Below are 19,440 nucleotides of genomic sequence, written 5' to 3'. Positions count from 1 at the left end.
GCCGGGACGCCGCCGCTCCCCCGCGTGCGGGCCCGACGAGCCGCAGGAGGCCGGGACGGTGGCGAGCGCAGCCGAGCAGGAGGCGGTACCGGAGCATGCCCCGGAGCGGGCCGGACCCCCGGTGTGGCCGGGTGCGCCGACGCCCCTCGGCGCGCGCTGCCGGGTGGGCCCCGACGGGGTGGCGGGAACGAACTTCGCGCTGTGGGCGGGCGGGGCGGAGGCCGTGGAGCTGTGCCTCTTCGGCCCGGACGGTACGGAGCGGCGGCTGCCGCTCACGGAGCTGACCCACGAGATCTGGCACGGCTTCGTGCCCGGGATCGGGGCCGGACAGCGGTACGGCTACCGGGTCCACGGCCGCTGGGACCCGTGGACGGGCGCCCGGTGGAACCCGGCGAAGCTGCTCCTCGACCCGTACGCGCGCGCCGTCGACGGTGACTTCGCGCTGCCGCCCGAGGTGTACGGGCACGTGCGGGACTGGCCGCAGCAGCACGTCGCCGACACCGTCCGCGACGAGCGGGACTCCGCCCCGTACGTCCCGAAGGGCGTCGTCGTCCAGGACGACGACGACTGGGCCGACGACCGCAGACCCAAGACGCCCTGGCAGGACTCCGTCATCTACGAGCTGCACGTCAAGGGCTTCACCCGACAGCACCCCGGCATCCCTGAGCGGCTGCGCGGCACGTACGCGGGTCTGGCCCACCCCGCGGCGATCGAGCACCTCGTGGGGCTCGGCGTGACCGCGGTGGAGCTGCTCCCCGTGCACCAGTTCGCGCACGAGGACCACCTCCTGCGGCGCGGGCTGCGCAACCACTGGGGCTACAACTCCATCGGCTACTTCGCCCCGCACGCCGGCTACTCCTCGTCGGGGACCACCGGGCAGCAGGTCGGCGAGTTCAAGCGGATGGTGCGGGCGCTGCACGCGGCCGGTATCGAGGTCATTCTCGACGTCGTCTACAACCACACGGCGGAGGCGGGCGAGCTCGGCCCCACCCTGTCCCTCAAGGGCATCGACAACCGCGGCTACTACCGCCTCCAGTCCGACGCACGCAGGTACGCCGACTACACGGGCTGCGGCAACACCCTGCACGTCGTGCAGCCGCAGGTCCTCCGGCTCATCACCGACTCCCTGCGGTACTGGGTGACCGAGATGGGCGTCGACGGCTTCCGCTTCGACCTGGCGGCGGCCCTCGCCCGCTCCTTCCACGACGTCGACATGCTCTCCCCGTTCCTCGCGGTGATCGCCCAGGACCCGGTGCTCCGCCGGGTCAAACTGATCGCCGAACCCTGGGACGTGGGAAACGGCGGCTACCAGGTCGGCGCCTTCCCCCCGCTGTGGACCGAGTGGAACGACCGCTACCGGGACGCCGTACGGGACTTCTGGCGCGGCGCCCTGCCCGACGTGCGGGACCTCGGCTACCGGCTCTCCGGCTCCAGCGACCTGTACGCCTGGGGCGGGCGCCGGCCGTACGCCTCCGTCAACTTCGTCACCGCCCACGACGGCTTCACCCTGCGGGACCTCGTCACGTACGAGCGCAAGCACAACGAGGCCAACGGCGAGGGCAACCGGGACGGCACCCATGACAACCGGTCCTGGAACTGCGGCGCGGAGGGCGAGACCGACGACCCCGGGATCAACGCCCTCCGCCTGCGTCAGCAGCGCAACCTGCTCACCACCCTGCTCCTGTCCACCGGGGTCCCGATGCTCGTCGCCGGCGACGAGATGGGCCGCACCCAGGGCGGCAACAACAACGCGTACTGCCAGGACAACGAGATCGGCTGGGTCGACTGGACGCTGCCCGAGGACGCCGGCCGCGCCCAGCTCCTCGCCCTGACCCGCCGGCTGCTCGCCCTCCGCGACCGGCATCCGGTGCTGCGCCGCCGGGCCTTCTTCTCCGGCCGGCCGCAGGGCGCGGACGGGCTGCGGGACCTGGCCTGGTTCACCGCGGACGGCACCGAGATGACGGAGGGCGACTGGTACGCGCCCGCGGCCACCCTGGGCCTCTACCTGTCGGGCCGTGACATCCCGGGCCGGGACGAGCGCGGCGAACAGATCGCCGACGACAGCTTCCTCGCGGTCCTCCACGCGGGGCCGGACCCGCTCGACCTGCGCCTCCCGGGCCCGCCCTGGGCGGAGTCGTACGAACTGGTCGTCGACACCGCACGGGAGGACCAGTCGGGTCCGCCGGGGACGAGCCACCGGGGCGGCGGGACGCTCACGATGGGGGGCCGGTCGGTGGTGCTGCTGCGGGTCGAGGCGTGAGGGGTCGGGCCCGGCCCAGGATGCCCCGGTCATAGCCGGTGGCGACGGCCGCGGCCCGGTCCTTCCCACCCAGCTTGCCGTAGCGGTGGGTCAGATGGGTCTTCACGGTCGCCTCGCTGATGAACACCTCGGCGGCGATGGCGCGGTTGACCGTGCCCTGGGCGAGGAGGACGAGGATCTCGGTCTCGCGCGCCGAGAGGGTCGTGTCGGTGTCCGTGTCGTACGTGGTGAGGACCAGGATCCGGGAGCGGGCGCGGCGGCGGGTGAGTTCGGCGACGGCGGCGACGCCGCCGGGGCCGGAAAACCGGATGAGAGGTGTCAGTGGTGAACCGTAGGGTCGGGCCTGATGCCCGAGAAAACTGTCGCCCCAGAGCCCGCCACAGCCGACGCCCCCGACCGCTCGGCGGTGCGGGCGCTCCTCCGTCTCTGGCCGTACGTGCGGCCCGTGCGGGGACGGCTGTTCGCCGCCGCGGTCGTCGCGATCGTCGCGTCCTGTCTGTCGCTCGTCATCCCGCTCGTCCTGAAGTGGATGGTGGACGGGCCCGTGGCGGAACGGGACCCCGGCGGGGTGTGGCTGGGGGCGCTGTACCTGCTGCTGCTCGGGATCGCCGAGGCCGTGCTCTTCGGGTACCGGCGGTGGCTGGTGGCGCGGCCGCTGTCCGGGGTCGAGGCGCGGATGCGGGCCGACCTGTACGGCAGGCTCCAACGGCTGCCGATCGCCTTCCACGACCGGTGGGCGTCCGGGCAGCTGCTCTCGCGGGGCACGACCGATCTGATGCTGGTCCGGATGTTCCTGGCCTTTCCGCTGACGTTCCTCCTGGTCAACGGCGTGACCATCCTCGCGGGTTATGTCCTGCTGCTCTCCCAGGACTGGTCGCTCGGACTGGTCCTGCTGACCCCGGTCGTTCCCCTGGTGCTGGTCTGCTCGGCCTTCGAGAGCCGCTACGGCAGGGTCGCGCGCCGCGCCCAGGACCAGGTGGGCGATCTGACGACGGTCGTCGAGGAGAGCGTCCTCGGCATCCGGATCGTCAAGGGCTTCGGCCGGCACCGCAGCCAGGCGAGGGCCTTCCGCGAACTCTCCGGACGGCTCCGCGGCACCGAACTGGCCAAGGCCCGCCTGCTCGCGATGATCTGGGCGGTCATCACCGTCGTACCGGAACTGGCCATCGGGGCGGCGCTCGTCCTCGGCACGGTCCAGGTCGCGGACGGAGACCTGTCGGCGGGCACGCTCGTCGCCTTCCTGTCGACGGCCCTGGCACTGCGCTGGCCCGTCGAATCGATCGGCTTCCTGCTCGCGATGACCCAGGAGGCGGCGACGGCGACGGAACGGTACTTCGAGGTGATGGACGCCGAAGAGGAGCCGGACGCCCCCGCCGCGCGGGACGCCACGGCGGCGGACGGCACTGGCGGAGTGCGCTTCGAGGGCGTGTCGTTCCGCTACCCGGACGCCCCGGACGACTCCCCGCCCGTCCTGGACGGCATCGACCTGCACATCCGGCCCGGCGAGACCCTGGCCCTCGTCGGCGGCACGGGTTCCGGCAAGACCACGCTCACCGCGCTCGTACCGAGGCTGCACGAGGCGTCCGGCGGCCGCATCCTGCTCGACGGCGAGGACATCGCCCTCATGGAACGGGAGCGGCTGCGGACCCTGGTGTCGATGGCCTTCGAGGAGCCGACGCTGTTCTCGGCGAGCGTCGGCGAGAACGTCCTGATGGGCGCCGGCGACGGGGCCGGGGAGCCGGACCTGCGGCGCGCCCTCGGCGTGGCGCAGGCGGACGGCTTCGTGGACCGGCTGCCCGAGGGCGCCGCGACCCGGGTCGGCGAGCAGGGCCTGAGCCTGTCCGGCGGTCAGCGGCAGCGGCTCGCCCTGGCACGGGCGGTCGTCGGCCGCCCCCGCTTCCTGGTCCTCGACGACCCGCTGTCGGCGCTCGACGTGCACACGGAGGCGCGGGTCGAGGCGGCCCTGCGGGAGGTGCTGCGGGAGACGACGGCCCTGGTCGTGGCGCACCGCCCCTCGACGGTGATGCTGGCCGACCGGGTGGCGCTGCTCTCGAAGGGCCGGATCGCGGCCGTGGGAACCCACCAGGAACTGCTGCGGACCAGCGAGGAGTACGCCTGGCTGATGTCCGGCGAAGGCAAGGACGAGGACCGATGACGGACACGCTCACCCAGACGGCCCCCGCCGCACCGGCCCCCGACGGGGACCCCTTCGACCGCGACGACCTGCCGACCCCGCCCGGGGCGACGGGTGCGCTGCTCCGCTCGCTGCTCGCCACGCACCGGACCCGGGTCGCGTGGGGCGCGCTCGTCCTCCTCGTCAAGGAGGGCGCGATCCAGGCGGGCCCGCTGCTCGTCGCGTACGCCATCGACCGGGGCGTCCCGGCCTTCCGCGCCGGCCACCACGGTCCGGTGATCGCGGTGGCCCTGGGGTACCTCCTGTGCGCGACGCTCTCGGGCGCCCTCCAGTACGTCTTCGTCCGCGGCGCGGCCCGCGTCAACCAGGACGTCCTCCTGGACCTGCGCGGCCGGATCTTCCGCCACGCCCAGGTCCTCAGCGTCGACTTCCACGAGCGCTACACGTCGGGCCGGCTGATCTCCCGCTCGACCACCGATGTCGAATCGCTCCAGGAACTCCTCTCCGAGGGCCTCCAGGAACTGATCGGCGTCGTCCTCTCCTTCGTGTCGATCTCCGTCATCCTCCTCTGGCTCGATCTGGGCATCGGGGCGATGGCGGTCGCGTCCTTCCTCCCCCTGCACCTCCTCATCCGCCTCTACCGGAAGCGCGCCGGGGCGGTCTACGCCGAGCGTTCGACGGCCATCGCGGGCGTCATCGTGAAGTTCGCGGAGACGATGAACGGCATCCGTCCGGTCAGGGCGTTCCGCCGGGAGCGGCTCAACGACACCGAGTTCGCGGCGCTCAACCGCCGTCACGAGCGCAGCAACGGCGACGCGCTGCTGGAGATGGCCCGTTACGTCGTGGGCTCGCGCCTCGTCGCGAACACGGCGGTCGCCGGGATGTGCCTGTGGGGCGCGTACCGGGTGGCCTCTGGCTCCCTGGAACTGGGCGTCCTTGCGGCAGCGGTCCTCTACATGCGCCGGCTGTACGACCCGATCGACCGCCTGGGCATGTTCCTCAACTCGTACGAGTCGGCGGCGGCGTCCCTCACGAAGATCGCGGGCCTGCTGGCCCAGGAGCCGGGCGTACCGGAGACGACGGCACCCCGCCCCCTGCCGCCCCGAGCGGGCGCACCGGGCCGCGAGGTCGTCTTCGACGGTGTCCGCTTCGCCTACCGCACGGGCGGCGAGGTCCTCCCCGTCTTCGACCTGACGATCCCGGCCGGCCAGACGGTCGCGGTCGTCGGGGCGACGGGCGCGGGCAAGTCGACCCTCGCCAAACTCCTGGCCCGCTTCTACGACCCCACGGACGGCAGCGTCCTGCTCGACGGCGTGGACCTGCGCGACCTGGCCACCCCGGAACTGCGCCGGGGCATCGTCATGGTGACGCAGGAGGCGTTCCTCTTCTCGGGCACGGTCGCAGAGAACATCGCGATCGGCCGCCCGGACGCGACCCGCGCGCAGATCGAGGAGGCGGCCCGCGCCATCGGGGCGCACGAGTTCATCGCGGGCCTGCCGGACGGCTACGACACGGACGTGCGCAAGCGCGGCGGCCGGATCTCGGCGGGTCAGCGCCAGCTGGTCGCCTTCGCCCGGGCCCTCCTGGCGGACCCGGCGGTCCTGATCCTGGACGAGGCGACCAGTTCCCTGGACGTGCCGGGCGAGCGGGCGGTGCAGCGGGCGATGGACACGGTCCTCGCGGGCCGTACGGCGGTGGTGATCGCCCATCGCCTCTCCACGGTGGAGGTCGCGGACCGGGTCCTGGTGATGGAGTCGGGCCGGATCGTCGAGGACGGCACGCCGTCGGACCTGGTGTCGGGCGAGGGCCGCTACGCGGGCCTGCACCGCGCGTGGCGGGAGAGCCTGGTGAGCTGACGAGGGAACGGCGGCGGGATCTCCGCCGAGGCAGATCCCTCGGGATGGGGCGAACGGAATCAGCCGGTCCGGCGTGCCTCGGGTGGCCGGCCGCCTACCCTCCGGTTAACGAACACCGACTTCCGGGCAGCGGACGATTTCCGGCCAACTTCCGGCCGCACTCCTGACAGGTCCTCGTCATTCCTGCCACTCTCTCCCCGGATCTTCGCATCACCGTTCGCCGCTTCACCCGAACGGGTAACGCGTCATCCGCACGTGCTCCACAGCTCTGCTTGCTCCGCCCGGACGGGCCCACCCAGTCCGCCGGTACCCCCCTCGCAAGAAGGAGTCTGCGTGAGATCCACGCCCAGCCGCCGCGCCACCGCGACCGGCGCTCTGATCGCTGCCGCCGCCATGCTCGCCGTGAGCGTCCAGACCGGATCCGCCACCGCGGCGGACGCTGCCTGGACCATCGCCCCCAAGGCCCAACAGGGCACCTCGGCGAACCCCGGCAAGCTCCCGGCCGACCTCACCCCCGCCGAGCGCACCGCGCTCGTCAAGGCGGCCGACGCCGACAAGGCCGCCACGGCCAAGTCCCTCGGCCTCGGCGCCCAGGAGAAGCTGGTCGTCCGCGACGTCGTGCAGGACCGCGACGGCACGACCCACACGCGCTACGAGCGCACCTACGCCGGGCTGCCCGTCCTCGGCGGCGACCTGATCGTCGCCGAGAGCAAGGCCGGCGCCACCACCGGCGTGACCAAGTCCTCCCGCGCCGAGCTGAAGAACGTCGACCTCGGCGCCACCGTCGCCCCGGCCGCCGCCGAGAAGCAGGCCGTCGGACTCGCCCAGGCGGAGGGCTCCAAGAAGGCCGCCGCCGAGCGCGCCCCGCGCAAGGTCGTCTGGATGGCCTCGGGCGCCCCCGTCCTCGCGTACGAGACCGTCGTCGGCGGCCTCCAGCACGACGGCACCCCGAACGAACTGCACGTCGTGACGGACGCGAAGACCGGCGCCAAGCTGTACGAGTGGCAGGCCGTGCACAACGGCACCGGCAACACCCAGTACAGCGGCACGGTCACCCTCGGCACCGCGCCCTCGTACACGCTGACCGACACCACCCGCGGCAACCACAAGACGTACAACCTCAACCGGGGTACGTCCGGCACCGGGACGCTCTTCTCCGGACCCGACGACGTCTGGGGCAACGGAACCCCGTCGAACCTGGAGACGGCGGGCGCCGACGCCCACTACGGCGCCGCGCTCACCTGGGACTACTACAAGAACGTGCACGGCCGCTCCGGCATCCGCGGCGACGGCGTCGGCGCGTACTCCCGGGTCCACTACGGCAACGCGTACGTCAACGCCTTCTGGCAGGACTCCTGCTTCTGCATGACGTACGGCGACGGCGCGGCGAACGCCAAGCCGCTCACGTCCATCGACGTGGCCGCGCACGAGATGACCCACGGCCTGACCTCCGTCACCGCGGGACTGGTCTACAGCGGCGAGTCCGGCGGCCTCAACGAGGCCACCTCGGACATCCTCGCGGCGGCCGTCGAGTTCTACGCCAACAACGCCCAGGACCAGGGCGACTACCTCGTCGGCGAGAAGATCGACATCCGCGGCAACGGCACCCCGCTGCGCTACATGGACAAGCCCAGCAAGGACGGCTCGTCCAAGGACTACTGGTACTCGGGCATCGGCGGTGTCGACGTCCACTACTCCTCGGGCCCTGCGAACCACTGGTACTACCTGCTCTCCGAGGGCAGCGGCGTCAAGACCGTCAACGGCGTGACCTACGACTCGCCGACCTCCGACGGCCTGCCCGTCACCGGCATCGGCCGTGACAAGGCCTCGCTGATCTGGTTCAAGGCGCTCACCACCAAGTTCAACTCGTCCACCAACTACGCCGGCGCCCGCACGGGCACCGTCGCGGTGGCCACCGAGCTGTACGGCGCCGGCAGCCCCGAGGTCCTCGCCGTCCAGCACGCCTGGGCCGGCGTCAACGTCGGTACCCGCCCCGGCGGCACCGAGCCGCCCACGGGCAAGGTCTTCGAGAACACGGCCGACGTGGCCATCCCGGACAACGGCGCCGCGGTCACCTCCACGGTCAACGTCACCGGCATCGCCGGCAACGCGCCCGCCACCCTCAAGGTGGACGTGGACATCGTCCACCCCTACAAGGGTGACCTCGTCGTCGACCTCGTCGCCCCCGACGGCTCGGTCTACAACCTGCACAACCGGTCCGGCGGCAGCGCCGACAACATCCTCCAGACCTACACCGTGAACGCCTCCTCCGAGGTCGCCAACGGTGCCTGGAAGCTCCGCGCCCAGGACAAGGCCTCGGCGGACGTCGGCCACATCAACGCCTTCAAGCTGACCTTCCCGTAACCGGGAGGCACACAGGGGCGGGCGCCCGGAGGGAACCTTCCCTCCGGGCGCCCGCGCGTCCGCGGCCCGGTCCGCCGCTACCTGAGCAGCACCCCGGCCCCCTCCCCCGTCGTCTCCTCCGGCAGGGTCACCAGGCCGAGTTCGCCCGGGTGGGCAAGCAGCGGGTGGGTGGGGCGGACGCGGACCGTGCAGCCGAAGGAGCCCGTGCGGTCGAGTTCCAGGGTGCCCGCGTAGGTCAGCCTGCCCTCCAGGTCCGGGCCGCCCACCGGCTTCAGCGGGACGGTCCGGGAGTCGGTGAGGGTGTCGTCGGCGTCGACCCGGCCGGTGACGGCCTGCACCTCCACGTCGTCCGGGCCGAGCGCGCCGAGCGCCACCCGGACCCGGACCACCGGGGTCGCGCCGAGCTCCGCGTCCGCCAGGTCGTCCACCAGGTCGTCGCCGACCTCCACGTGGTCGACGGTCACCGAGGGCCAGGCCTCCCGGACCCGGGCCTTCCAGTCGGCGAGGTCCCGGGCGCGGGCCGGGGTGAGCGCCCGGCGGGCGGTGGCGGCGGGCACGTACAACCGCTCGACGTACTCGCGGACCATCCGGTCGGCGAGCACCTTCGGGCCCAGGTCGGTGAGGGTGCGCCGGACCATCGCCGTCCAGCCGGCCGGCACCCCGTCGGGGCCCCGGTCGTAGAAGCGGGGTGCGACCCGGCGTTCGATCAGCTCGTAGAGGGCGGCGGCCTCCAGGTCGTCGCGGCGGTCCTCGTCGGCTGCGGCCGCGCCGTCGGCGGTGGGGATGGCCCAGCCGAAGTCGGGCTCGAACCACTCGTCCCACCAGCCGTCGAGTACGGACAGGTTGAGGCAGCCGTTGAGGGCCGCCTTCATGCCGCTGGTGCCGCAGGCCTCCAGCGGGCGCAGCGGGTTGTTGAGCCAGACGTCGCAGCCGGGGTAGAGGCCGCGGGCCATCGCCATGCCGTAGTCGGGCAGGAAGACGATCCGGTGCCGGACCCGGGGGTCGTCGGCGAACCGGACGAGTTCCCGCACGAGCCGCTTCCCGCCGTCGTCGGCGGGGTGGGCCTTGCCGGCGACGACGAGCTGCACGGGCCGCTCGGGGTGGAGGAGCAGCGCCCGCAGCCGGTCCTTGTCCCGCAGCATCAGGGTGAGCCGCTTGTACGACGGGACCCGGCGGGCGAAGCCGATGGTGAGGACGTCGGGGTCGAGGACGGATTCGGTCCAGCCGAGTTCCGCGTCGGCGGCCCCGCGCTGCCGCCAGGACGCCCGCAGCCGCTCCCGTACGTCGGTGACGAGCCGTGCGCGGAGGGTCCGGCGCAGCTCCCACAGCTCCCGGTCGGCCGCGTCGGGGCCGAGGCGGCCGACCTCGGGGGCGACCCAGGTGGGGGCGTGGACGCCGTTGGTGATGGAGGTGATGGGCACCTCGTCGGCGTCGAAGCCCGGCCAGAGCCCGGCGAACATGGCCCGGCTGACGGCCCCGTGGAGGGTGGAGACGCCGTTGGCGCGCTGGGCCAGGCGCAGGCCCATGGCGGCCATGTTGAAGAGGCCGGGCTCGCCGCCGAGCGGGGTCTCGTCGCCGAGGGCGAGGATCCGGGCGGTGTCGACGCCCGGGAGCGCGCCGTCCTGGCCGAGGTGGCGGGCGACCAGGCTCCGGTCGAAGCGGTCGATGCCGGCCGGGACGGGGGTGTGGGTGGTGAAGACGGTCCCGGCCCTGACGGTCTCCAGGGCGGCGGTGAAGTCGAGCCCCTCGCCCTGCAGTTCGCGGATGCGTTCGAGGCCGAGGAAGCCGGCGTGGCCCTCGTTGGTGTGGAAGACCTCGGGGTCGGGGGTGCCGGTGAGCCGGGTGTACGTACGGACGGCGCGGACGCCGCCGATGCCGAGCAGCATCTCCTGGAGCAGCCGGTGCTCGCTGCCGCCGCCGTAGAGCCGGTCGGTGACGCTCCGTTCGCCGGGGGCGTTGTCCTCGACGTCGGAGTCGAGCATGAGGAGCGGGACGCGGCCGACCCGGGCGATCCACAGGTGGGCGTGGAGGCTGCGTCCGCCGGGCAGGGCGAGGGTGATCCGGGCGGGGGTGCCGTCGGCCTCGCGGAGCAGGGTGACGGGCAGCTCGCCGGGGTCGAGGACGGGGTACTGCTCCTGCTGCCAGCCGTCCCGGCCGAGGGACTGCCGGAAGTAGCCGTGCCGGTAGAGCAGGCCGACGCCGATCAGGGGGACGCCGAGGTCGCTGGCGGACTTGAGGTGGTCGCCGGCGAGGATGCCGAGGCCGCCCGAGTACTGGGGCAGGGCCGCGGTGACGCCGAACTCGGGCGAGAAGTAGGCGACGGCGGCCGGGAGGTCGCCGGACTGCCGCTGGTACCAGCGGGGGCCGCGCAGATAGGTGTCGAGGTCCTCGGCCGCGGCCCGCAGCCGGGCCAGGAAGTCCTGGTCGGTGGCGAGCCCGGTGAGCCGGGACGCTTCGAGGGCGCCCAGGATCCGCACGGGGTCGGCGCCGGACACCCCCTCGGGGTCGAGGGAGTCGAAGAGGGCGCGGGTGGGCTCGTGCCAGGACCAGCGCAGGTTGTGCGCGAGGTCGGCGAGGGGTCGAAGGGTGTCGGGGAGGACGGGACGCACGGTGAATCGACGGATTGCCTTCACGTGTTCCACCTTCGCAGGCGAGTACGGAGCGGAGTGGACGCACCACGCTGTGCGTCCGTCGTTCCGCTCCGACGTTAGGTCACGCGGCTCCCCGGGGGCACGGCGCACAGGGGGCGGCGTGGCGCTCGGACGTCACCGGCGCCCGGCGCGGAGCTGCACCTCGTAGGGGGAGCCCTGGTTCACGGTCGCCGGGTCGGAGGGGCCGGTGGCGGCGTACCGGTCCGCGACGGCGGCGAGTTCCTCGGCCGGGATGACCTCGTGGATGTCGGTGAAGCCCTGGGGGGCGCGCGCGTGCGCGAGGTCGATGACGGCCTCGGGGCCGCGCTCCCGGCCGGCGCGTTGGAGCGCGGTGGTGACGGGCCTGCGCTCCCGCTCGTACGCGGCGAGGCCCTCGGCGGGGTCGGGGTGCACGGCGAGGGCGTGGGCGAGGGCGCGCGCGTCGACGATCGACTGGGTCGCGCCGTGGGGGCCGGTGGGGTACATGGCGTGGGCGGCGTCGCCGATGAGGGTGGTGCGGCCGTGGGTCCACCGGTCCAGGGGCTCACGGTCCACCATCGCGTACGCGTACGCGGTGTCGGCGGCGGACAGGACATCGGGGACGCTGACGCCGTCGAACTCCCAGCCCGTGCAGTACGGCAGGAGCGCCGACGCGGGCACGGGCCGGTTCCAGTCCCCCCTGAGCCGCTCCTCCGGCGCGGGGCGGGTCGGCTCCGCGGGCCTCGTGAGCGCCCAGTTCACCAGGACCTCGCGGGTCTGACCGGTCGGCCGGCCCATCGGGTACACCACGGCCTTCTGCCGGTCGTCGCCCGCGATCAGCATGAACGCGCCCACGGCCCGCGCGGGCATCCGCGACACCCCCCGCCACGCCAGCATCCCGTTCCACGGCGGCCCGCCCTCCCCCGGGTGCAGCGCAGCCCGCACCGCCGAACGGATGCCGTCCGCGCCCACGAGGACGTCCGGTTCGAGCGAGGCCCGGCCCCGGACGGCGCCGTCCCGGTGCTCCAGGCGCAGCCGCGGCCGCCCGTCCGGCAGCAGTTCCACACCGCTCACCCGGACTCCGGTGACGAGGGCGGCGGGGCCGAGTCTGGCCCGTACCGCCCCCGCGAGGACCTGTTGGAGATGCCCGCGGTGGACCGAAAGGTGTGGCCAGCGGTAGCCGGCGCCGAGTCCGCGCGGCTCCCGGGATATGAGGCCGCCCGTGCGGTGGTAGTAGCGCAGTTCGCGGGTGCGCAGGGCCCCCGCCTCCAGGGCGTCGAGCAGACCGAGGGCGTCGAGCTCGCGGACGGCCTCCGGCATCAGGTCGAGTCCGGCGCCGACCGGGCGGATCGCGGGCGCCGCCTCGACGACCGTCACCCGCTCGAAACCGGCGGCGTGCAGGGCGAGGGCGGCGGTGAGGCCGGCGACGCCGGCGCCGGCGATCATGACGTGCGGGCTCTGCCCGTAGCCGGACGGGAAGCCCTGTCCGTAGGGGCCGGGGGTGGGGAGGGACATCACGCTTGCTCCTTCGGAGCCGCTACGCGGCCGACGGCCCGACGGGGGCCCCTGCGGGACGGCGCCGCACGATCGTGCGGCGCACCATGGTCTCGTTCTCCCTGGTCAGGTCCAGGACGGAACGCAGCAGCGCGACCCGGGCCCCGCCGCTGCCCTCCTCGTACCGGCGCACCTCCTCGCCGTACGCCTCGCGGGCGAGGCCGTGGTGACGGGCTCGGAAGGTCTTCAGGAGGTGGAGCACCCGGCCCAGCGCCTCCGCCGAGGCGGTGAGCGAGGACGGCAGCCGGTCCGCGCCCTCCCAGCTGACCGCCGCGGACAGCTTGCTGACGGCCGACACCCCGCCCCGGTGCCGGGCGTGGAACGCGCGCCAGGCCGGCGGCGCGTACGGCACCGACTCCCGTAGGAAGGCCTCGTAGGCGGGGTCCGGGCGGTCGCACTGCCACAGCGTCAGGTCGACCGGCCAGAGCGGCACCTGCGTGGCGGCCGGGCCCGGGTAGTCGCGGCCGCCGACCTGGACCTCCTCGAAGTAGGGGCGCAGGGTCACGGCGAAGTACTCCGGCGACACCCGCGCCACGGTGAGGTCGATCGCGTCGACCATCGCCCGCAGATGGCGGGCGATCCGGTCGAGGACGACCGGGAAGCACGGGTCGTACGGTTCGAGGCGGGCGAGCCGCCCGCAGTCGTCGAGCGCCCGGACCAGGCCGGGGAACACCGTCCGTACGGCTTCCTGGAGCGACGCCTCCGCCGGGTGGCCGGTGTACGAGCGGCGGCGGGGGCCCGCGGGGTTCCACGTCGTGTAGTGGTGGACGGTGTCCCGGGGCACCATGTCGGTGCGCAGGCCCAGGAGTTCGAGGACGGGCAGGGCCTCCGGTACGGCGGCGAGCGGCTGCACACCGTGCCGCCTCAGCGATCCGAGCAGGATGCCCAGGTCCCGCATCGCCGCGAGCGCCGCCCCGACGCTCCATTCGGCGGCCCGGTCCAGGTCCGGCACCAGGGCGCGCAGTGCGACGGTCAGCGCGGCCGCGTCGGCGTCCGCGTTCATCGCGGGCACCGCGGCGAGCAGGGCGTCGGCGCCGAGGGGGTCGGCGGCGCGGATGTCCTCGGTCGTGTGAAGCGGTTCGCCGAACACGACGGTGCTCCTCCTTCTTCGGGGCTGCGGCGGGTGGGTGGCGGCGGGCGCGTCGCGGCTCCGCCGGTCCCGAGACTGTCCGGCGCGTCCCGTCGGGGCAATGAGCGTCCGGCCACGGGTCCTTAAGATCCGTCCAGACGGCCCCGAAGATGTCAGGTCGGATGACCTGGAGCCGTTCAGGCGGCCCGGACGGCTCCCGCGCGGTACTCCCCCGGGGTGACCCCGAACCACTTGCGGAAGGCGAGGTGGAAGCCGACGGCGCTCTGGTAGCCGACGCGCGCGGGCACCGCCGACTGCGGGAGGGAGGTCTCGGCGAGCAGCCGGCCGGCCTCCCGCATGCGGCGGGCGGCGAGGTACCGGGCCGGTGACTCGCCGACCAGGTCGCGGAAGGCGGCGGTGAACGCGGACCGGGACATGCCGACCTCGCGGGCGATGCAGTCGATCGTCCACGGCTCGGCGAACCGGGTGGCCATCGTCACGACCGCCCTGCTGATCCCGGGGTGCCGGAGCAGGGGCGGGGAGGCCGGGGTCCCGGCGAGTTCGCGCAGCAGCGGGCGGAGCGCGAGGACGAGGGCCATCTCGAAGGCCCGCAGGGTGATGAGCCGGCCACCGGGGCCGACGGGCCGGTCGGGGGAGGCGAGCAGCCGGAGGGTGTCGCGGAGCAGCGGTTCGCGGTCGACCTGGGGGCTGTCGAGGACGAGCGCCCAGGGCAGGGAGGTGCAGAGGCCGGTGGCGGCGTCGGCGTCGTAGCGAAGCCCGGCGGAGAGCAGCCGGCTCTCGGGTCCGCTGCCGTCGACGACGATCTCGCCGGAGGTGCCGGGGTGCCGTTCGGGCAGGGCGGCCTTGAGCGGGACGCACTGGCGTCCGGGCCGGTCGGAGAGGCGGTGCGCGGCGCCGGTGGGGAAGACGACGAGGTCTCCGGCGTGCAGTTCGACGGGGGGCTCGCCGTCGGTGGTGACCCAGCAGTCGCCCTCGACGACGTAGTGGAGGACGGCGCAGCTGCGTTCGGCGTCGCCCTCGATGGCCCAGGGTGCGCGGACGTGCCAGCGGTTGTCGAAGACCGCGGTGAGCCGGAGGGATTGGAGCAGTTCGCTCAGCAGGTCTTCCTGTTCGTCGTGCTGTGCGTCGTGCTGTGCGTGACGGTCGGTTCCCACGGTGTCCATGGACGATCCTTCAACTTCCACCCCGGTCTGTCGGTTGAACGGCCGAAGCCGCCCCGGCGGGCCTGGAGGACGCCGACACGGCAGCGACCACAGCCTATCGAAGGGCCTCGGAGCGCCCCTGTCCGGCGAGATTCCGGGGTGCGGTACGAGGAGCTGGATCCGGCCGCATTCGCGTGCGGCTTCGCCCGGCTGCGGGGTCCGGAGACGGCCGGGGTGGCCGGTATGCGTCACTCCATGGCGGGCGGCGGCGATCCCCTCCTGATAGCGGACGACGACGGGGTGCCGAAGGAGGTCCGACCGTCGGATTCCGGCCTCACCCCACAAGGGCGCAGTCTTTTCCTTGTCCGGGTCGTCCGCTTGCCGGTGTGGCTACGCCCTAGTAGTTAACAAAGGGTATGGATTGCCCACCCGGGAACCGGGGGAAGGCTCCTGCGGTACCGCACCGAACCCGTCTCCCCATGCCCTCTCGTCATCCGTCTGGACCCGCCATCCGAGTGAACGCGGACAGGAGCGGCCATGCCCGCAACCCGCCGGCCGTCGTCGGAGCTAGAAAGAGCGCACCACCACCCGCACCCCCGTAACCCGTCAGGTGATGCTGTGAATCCGCTCATGGGACGCATTCCCGTACTGGACGTCCGCCCTCTGGTCGACTGCGGTCGGCGCCCCGCCAAGGCGGTGGCCGGAGAGACCTTCGAGGTGACGGCGACCGTCTTCCGCGAGGGCCACGACGCGGTCGCCGCCAATGTCGTGCTGCGCGGCCCCTCCGGTCGCCCCGGCCCCTGGACCCCGATGCGCGAGCTGGCGCCGGGCACCGACCGGTGGGGCGCCGAGGTCACCCCGGACGCCGAGGGCCTCTGGACGTACACCGTCGAGGCGTGGAGCGACCCGGTGTCCACCTGGCGCCACACCGCCAGGATCAAGATCCCGGCCGGGATCGATTCCGAACTGGTCCTCGCCGAGGGCGCGGAGCTGCACGAACGGGCCGCGAAGGGCGTCCCGAAGAAGGGCGGCGGCCGGGAGGCCGTGCTCGCCGCCGCCGACGCGCTGCGCGACCCGTCCCGGCCGGCCGCCGCCCGGCTCGCGGCGGCGCTCACGCCCCGGGTCGTCGAGGTCCTCGACCGCCACCCGCTGCGCGAACTCCTGTCCGCCTCACCCGCGTTGCCGCTCCAGGTGGAGCGGGAGCGCGCCCTGTTCGGCTCCTGGTACGAGTTCTTCCCGCGCTCGGAGGGCGTGCGGAAGGTGAAGGGCCGTACGGTTCCGGGTTCCTTCCGTACCGCCGCCGAGCGGCTTCCGGCGATCGCGGCGATGGGCTTCGACGTGGTGTACCTGCCGCCGGTGCATCCGATCGGCGAGACCCACCGCAAGGGCCCCAACAACTCGCTGTCGGCGTCGCCGACCGACGTGGGCGTGCCGTGGGCGATCGGCTCCCCGGAGGGCGGGCACGACGCGCTCCACCCGGACCTCGGCACCTTCGAGGACTTCGACGCCTTCGTGGCGCGGGCGCGGGAGCTGCGTCTGGAGATCGCCCTGGACTTCGCGCTCCAGTGCTCCCCGGACCACCCGTGGGTGGAGAAGCACCCGGAGTGGTTCCACCACCGTGCCGACGGTTCGATCGCGTACGCGGAGAACCCGCCGAAGAAGTACCAGGACATCTACCCGATCGCGTTCGACCGAGCCGCCGACAACATGGACGGGATCGTCGCGGAGACCGTGCGGGTCCTGCGGCACTGGATGGACCACGGGGTCCGGATCTTCCGGGTCGACAACCCCCACACCAAGCCGGTGGTGTTCTGGGAGCGGGTGATCGGTGAGATCAACCGGGCGGATCCGGATGTGATCTTCCTGGCGGAGGCCTTCACCCGTCCCGCGATGATGCGGACGCTCGGCGCGATCGGTTTCCAGCAGTCGTACACGTACTTCACCTGGCGGAACACCAAGGAGGAGCTCACGGAGTACCTGACGGAGCTGTCCGGCGAGACGGCGGCGCAGATGCGGCCGAACTTCTTCGTGAACACCCCGGACATCCTGCACGCCTACCTCCAGAAGGGCGGGCGTCCGGCGTTCGAGGTGCGGGCGGTGCTCGCGGCGACGCTGTCGCCGACCTGGGGCGTCTACGCCGGGTACGAGCTGTGCGAGAACACTCCGCTGCGGGACGGCAGCGAGGAGTACCTGGATTCGGAGAAGTACCAACTGCGTCCGCGTGACTGGGAGTCGGCGGAGCGGTCGGGGGCGACGATCGCTCCGCTGATCACCGCTCTGAACCGGATCAGGCGCCGTCACCCGGCCCTGCGCCGGTTGCGGAACCTGAGCTTCCACGACACGGACAACCCGCAGGTGATCGCGTACAGCAAGCGCTCCGGTTCGAACACCGTTCTGGTGGTCGTCAACCTCGACCCGCACCACACCCAGGAGGCGACGGTCTCGTTGAACATGCCGGAACTCGGCCTCGACTGGCACGAGACCGTGCCGGTGCGCGACGAGCTCTCCGGCGATACCTACCACTGGGGCAGGACCAGTTACGTACGCCTAGAGCCGGGTGTCACGCCCGCGCACGTCCTCGTCCTGCGACCGTCCCCGCAGACCGGAGGGTCACCCACATCATGACTGTCAACGAGCCCGTCCCCGACACCTTCGAGGACACCCCAGCCAAGGACCGTGATCCCGACTGGTTCAAGCGGGCCGTCTTCTACGAGGTCCTCGTCCGGTCCTTCCAGGACAGCAACGGGGACGGCGTCGGAGACCTGCAGGGCATCACGTCCAAACTGGACTACCTCCAGTGGCTGGGCGTGGACTGCCTCTGGCTCCCGCCGTTCTTCAAGTCCCCCCTGCGGGACGGTGGCTACGACGTGGCCGACTACACGTCGGTGCTCCCGGAGTTCGGCGACCTGGCCGACTTCGTCGAGTTCGTCGACTCGGCCCACCAGCGCGGGATGCGCGTGGTCATCGACTTCGTCATGAACCACACGAGCGACCAGCACCCGTGGTTCCAGGAGTCGCGACGCGACCCGGAAGGCCCGTACGGCGACTACTACGTCTGGGCGGACGACGACAAGCAGTACCCGGACGCCCGGATCATCTTCGTCGACACCGAGTCCTCCAACTGGACCTTCGACCCGGTCCGCAAGCAGTACTACTGGCACCGCTTCTTCTCGCACCAGCCGGACCTCAACTACGAGAACCCGGCCGTACAGGAGGAGATCCTCTCCGCGCTGAAGTTCTGGCTGGACCTGGGGATCGACGGCTTCCGGCTCGACGCGGTGCCGTACCTGTACCAGCAGGAGGGCACCAACTGCGAGAACCTGCCCGCCACCCACGCCTTCCTGAAGCGGGTCCGCAAGGAGATCGACGACCACTACCCGGACACGGTGCTGCTCGCCGAGGCGAACCAGTGGCCGGAGGACGTCGTCGACTACTTCGGCGACTTCGGGTCGGGCGGCGACGAGTGCCACATGGCCTTCCACTTCCCCGTCATGCCGCGCATCTTCATGGCGGTGCGGCGCGAGTCGCGGTACCCGGTCTCGGAGATCCTGTCGAAGACCCCGGCCATCCCGTCCGGCTGCCAGTGGGGCATCTTCCTGCGCAACCACGACGAGCTCACGCTCGAGATGGTCACGGACGAGGAACGCGACTACATGTACGCCGAGTACGCCAAGGACCCGCGCATGCGGGCCAACATCGGCATCCGGCGCCGACTCGCCCCGCTCCTCGAGAACGACCGCAACCAGATGGAGCTGTTCACCGCGCTGCTGTTCTCGCTGCCCGGTTCGCCGGTGCTCTACTACGGCGACGAGATCGGCATGGGCGACAACATCTGGCTCGGTGACCGGGACGGCGTCCGCACGCCGATGCAGTGGACTCCGGACCGGAACGCGGGCTTCTCCTCCTGCGACCCCGGGCGGTTGTACCTGCCGACCATCATGGACCCGGTCCACGGCTACCAGGTGACCAACGTCGAGGCGGGGATGGCCTCACCGTCCTCGCTGCTGCACTGGACGAAGCGGATGATCGAGATCCGTAAGCAGAACCGGGCCTTCGGGACGGGCACGTACACCGAACTCCCCTCGTCCAACCCGGCGGTGCTCGCCTTCCTGCGCGAGGACGGCGACGATCTCGTGCTCTGCGTGAACAACTTCTCGCGGTTCGCGCAGCCGACCGAACTGGACCTGCGGCGCTACGCCGGCAACCACCCGGTCGAGCTGATCGGCGGTGTGCAGTTCCCGGCCATCGGCCAGCTGCCGTACCTCCTGACCCTTGCGGGACACGGCTTCTACTGGTTCCGTCTGAAGGAGGGCTGACCGACGGCCAGTTCGTCTCCCGACCGGTGTGGGGCGGTTTCCCCCGTCCCACCCTGGGCACTGTGACCCACACACGATTCAGGTCCATCCGGGCCTTCTTGCCGGGCCCATACGG

The 19,440-nt window shown here is 72.5% G+C and carries 10 protein-coding genes and 1 pseudogene; 6 read left to right on the top strand and 5 right to left on the bottom strand.

Annotated elements, in window-relative coordinates:
* The first annotated feature begins 58 nt into the window (after nt 1–58).
* Complete coding sequence (gene glgX / locus ABZ567_RS09625) at nt 59–2,260, top strand: glycogen debranching protein GlgX (protein WP_360786325.1); 2,202 nt, start codon at nt 59–61, stop codon at nt 2,258–2,260.
* Here glgX and ABZ567_RS09620 read toward each other — a convergent pair.
* Nucleotides 2,214–2,558, bottom strand: a pseudogene (locus ABZ567_RS09620) (LuxR C-terminal-related transcriptional regulator); the annotation flags it as partial. The gene glgX and the pseudogene ABZ567_RS09620 sit on opposite strands and share 47 nt — an antisense overlap.
* Before the next feature lie 48 nt (nt 2,559–2,606).
* Between ABZ567_RS09620 and ABZ567_RS09615 the strand changes: the two are divergent.
* The 3 genes from ABZ567_RS09615 to ABZ567_RS09605 all read left to right on the top strand — a co-directional run bounded on the left by ABZ567_RS09615 (nt 2,607) and on the right by ABZ567_RS09605 (nt 8,614).
* The gene (locus tag ABZ567_RS09615) at nt 2,607–4,415 is read left to right on the top strand and encodes an ABC transporter ATP-binding protein (RefSeq protein ID WP_360786323.1); all 1,809 of its coding nucleotides are present in this window, start codon (nt 2,607–2,609) and stop codon (nt 4,413–4,415) included.
* The gene (locus ABZ567_RS09610; RefSeq protein ID WP_360786321.1) at nt 4,412–6,250 is read left to right on the top strand and encodes an ABC transporter ATP-binding protein; all 1,839 of its coding nucleotides are present in this window, start codon (nt 4,412–4,414) and stop codon (nt 6,248–6,250) included. The genes ABZ567_RS09615 and ABZ567_RS09610 overlap by 4 nt, the downstream gene beginning before the upstream one ends.
* Nucleotides 6,251–6,583: 333 nt before the next feature.
* A complete protein-coding gene (locus tag ABZ567_RS09605) occupies nt 6,584–8,614 on the top strand; it encodes a M4 family metallopeptidase (RefSeq protein ID WP_360786319.1) in 2,031 nt (676 codons plus the stop codon).
* Nucleotides 8,615–8,691: 77 nt separating this feature from the next.
* On the opposite strand, the gene glgP is transcribed toward ABZ567_RS09605, so the two are convergent.
* The 4 genes from glgP to ABZ567_RS09585 all read right to left on the bottom strand — a co-directional run bounded on the left by glgP (nt 8,692) and on the right by ABZ567_RS09585 (nt 15,030).
* Nucleotides 8,692–11,247 (bottom strand): alpha-glucan family phosphorylase, encoded by a 2,556-nt coding sequence (gene glgP / locus ABZ567_RS09600; protein WP_360786317.1) that lies wholly within the window; start codon nt 11,245–11,247, stop codon nt 8,692–8,694.
* Between the two features lie 132 nt (nt 11,248–11,379).
* Entirely contained in the window at nt 11,380–12,738 is a 1,359-nt protein-coding gene (locus ABZ567_RS09595) for an FAD-dependent monooxygenase (RefSeq protein ID WP_360786315.1), read from the bottom strand.
* A 22-nt stretch (nt 12,739–12,760) separates the two neighbouring features.
* Nucleotides 12,761–13,867 (bottom strand): monodechloroaminopyrrolnitrin synthase PrnB family protein, encoded by a 1,107-nt coding sequence (locus tag ABZ567_RS09590; protein ID WP_360786313.1) that lies wholly within the window; start codon nt 13,865–13,867, stop codon nt 12,761–12,763.
* A 176-nt stretch (nt 13,868–14,043) separates the two neighbouring features.
* Nucleotides 14,044–15,030 (bottom strand): AraC family transcriptional regulator, encoded by a 987-nt coding sequence (locus ABZ567_RS09585; protein ID WP_360786311.1) that lies wholly within the window; start codon nt 15,028–15,030, stop codon nt 14,044–14,046.
* Nucleotides 15,031–15,639: 609 nt separating this feature from the next.
* Here ABZ567_RS09585 and ABZ567_RS09580 point away from each other — a divergent pair.
* Nucleotides 15,640–17,634, top strand: a complete 1,995-nt coding sequence (locus tag ABZ567_RS09580; RefSeq protein ID WP_360786309.1) for an alpha-1,4-glucan--maltose-1-phosphate maltosyltransferase — start codon at nt 15,640–15,642, stop codon at nt 17,632–17,634.
* Nucleotides 17,631–19,325, top strand: coding sequence for a maltose alpha-D-glucosyltransferase (treS, locus tag ABZ567_RS09575; RefSeq protein WP_360786307.1), 1,695 nt, complete (start codon nt 17,631–17,633; stop codon nt 19,323–19,325). The genes ABZ567_RS09580 and treS overlap by 4 nt, the downstream gene beginning before the upstream one ends.
* Nucleotides 19,326–19,440: the final 115 nt, after the last annotated feature.

It is taken from the genome of Streptomyces sp. NPDC016459 (assembly GCF_040632845.1).
In the GTDB taxonomy this organism is placed as follows: domain Bacteria; phylum Actinomycetota; class Actinomycetes; order Streptomycetales; family Streptomycetaceae; genus Streptomyces.
Note: the sequence above shows the minus strand (reverse complement) of the source record. Positions and strands in the feature narration are given on the sequence as shown.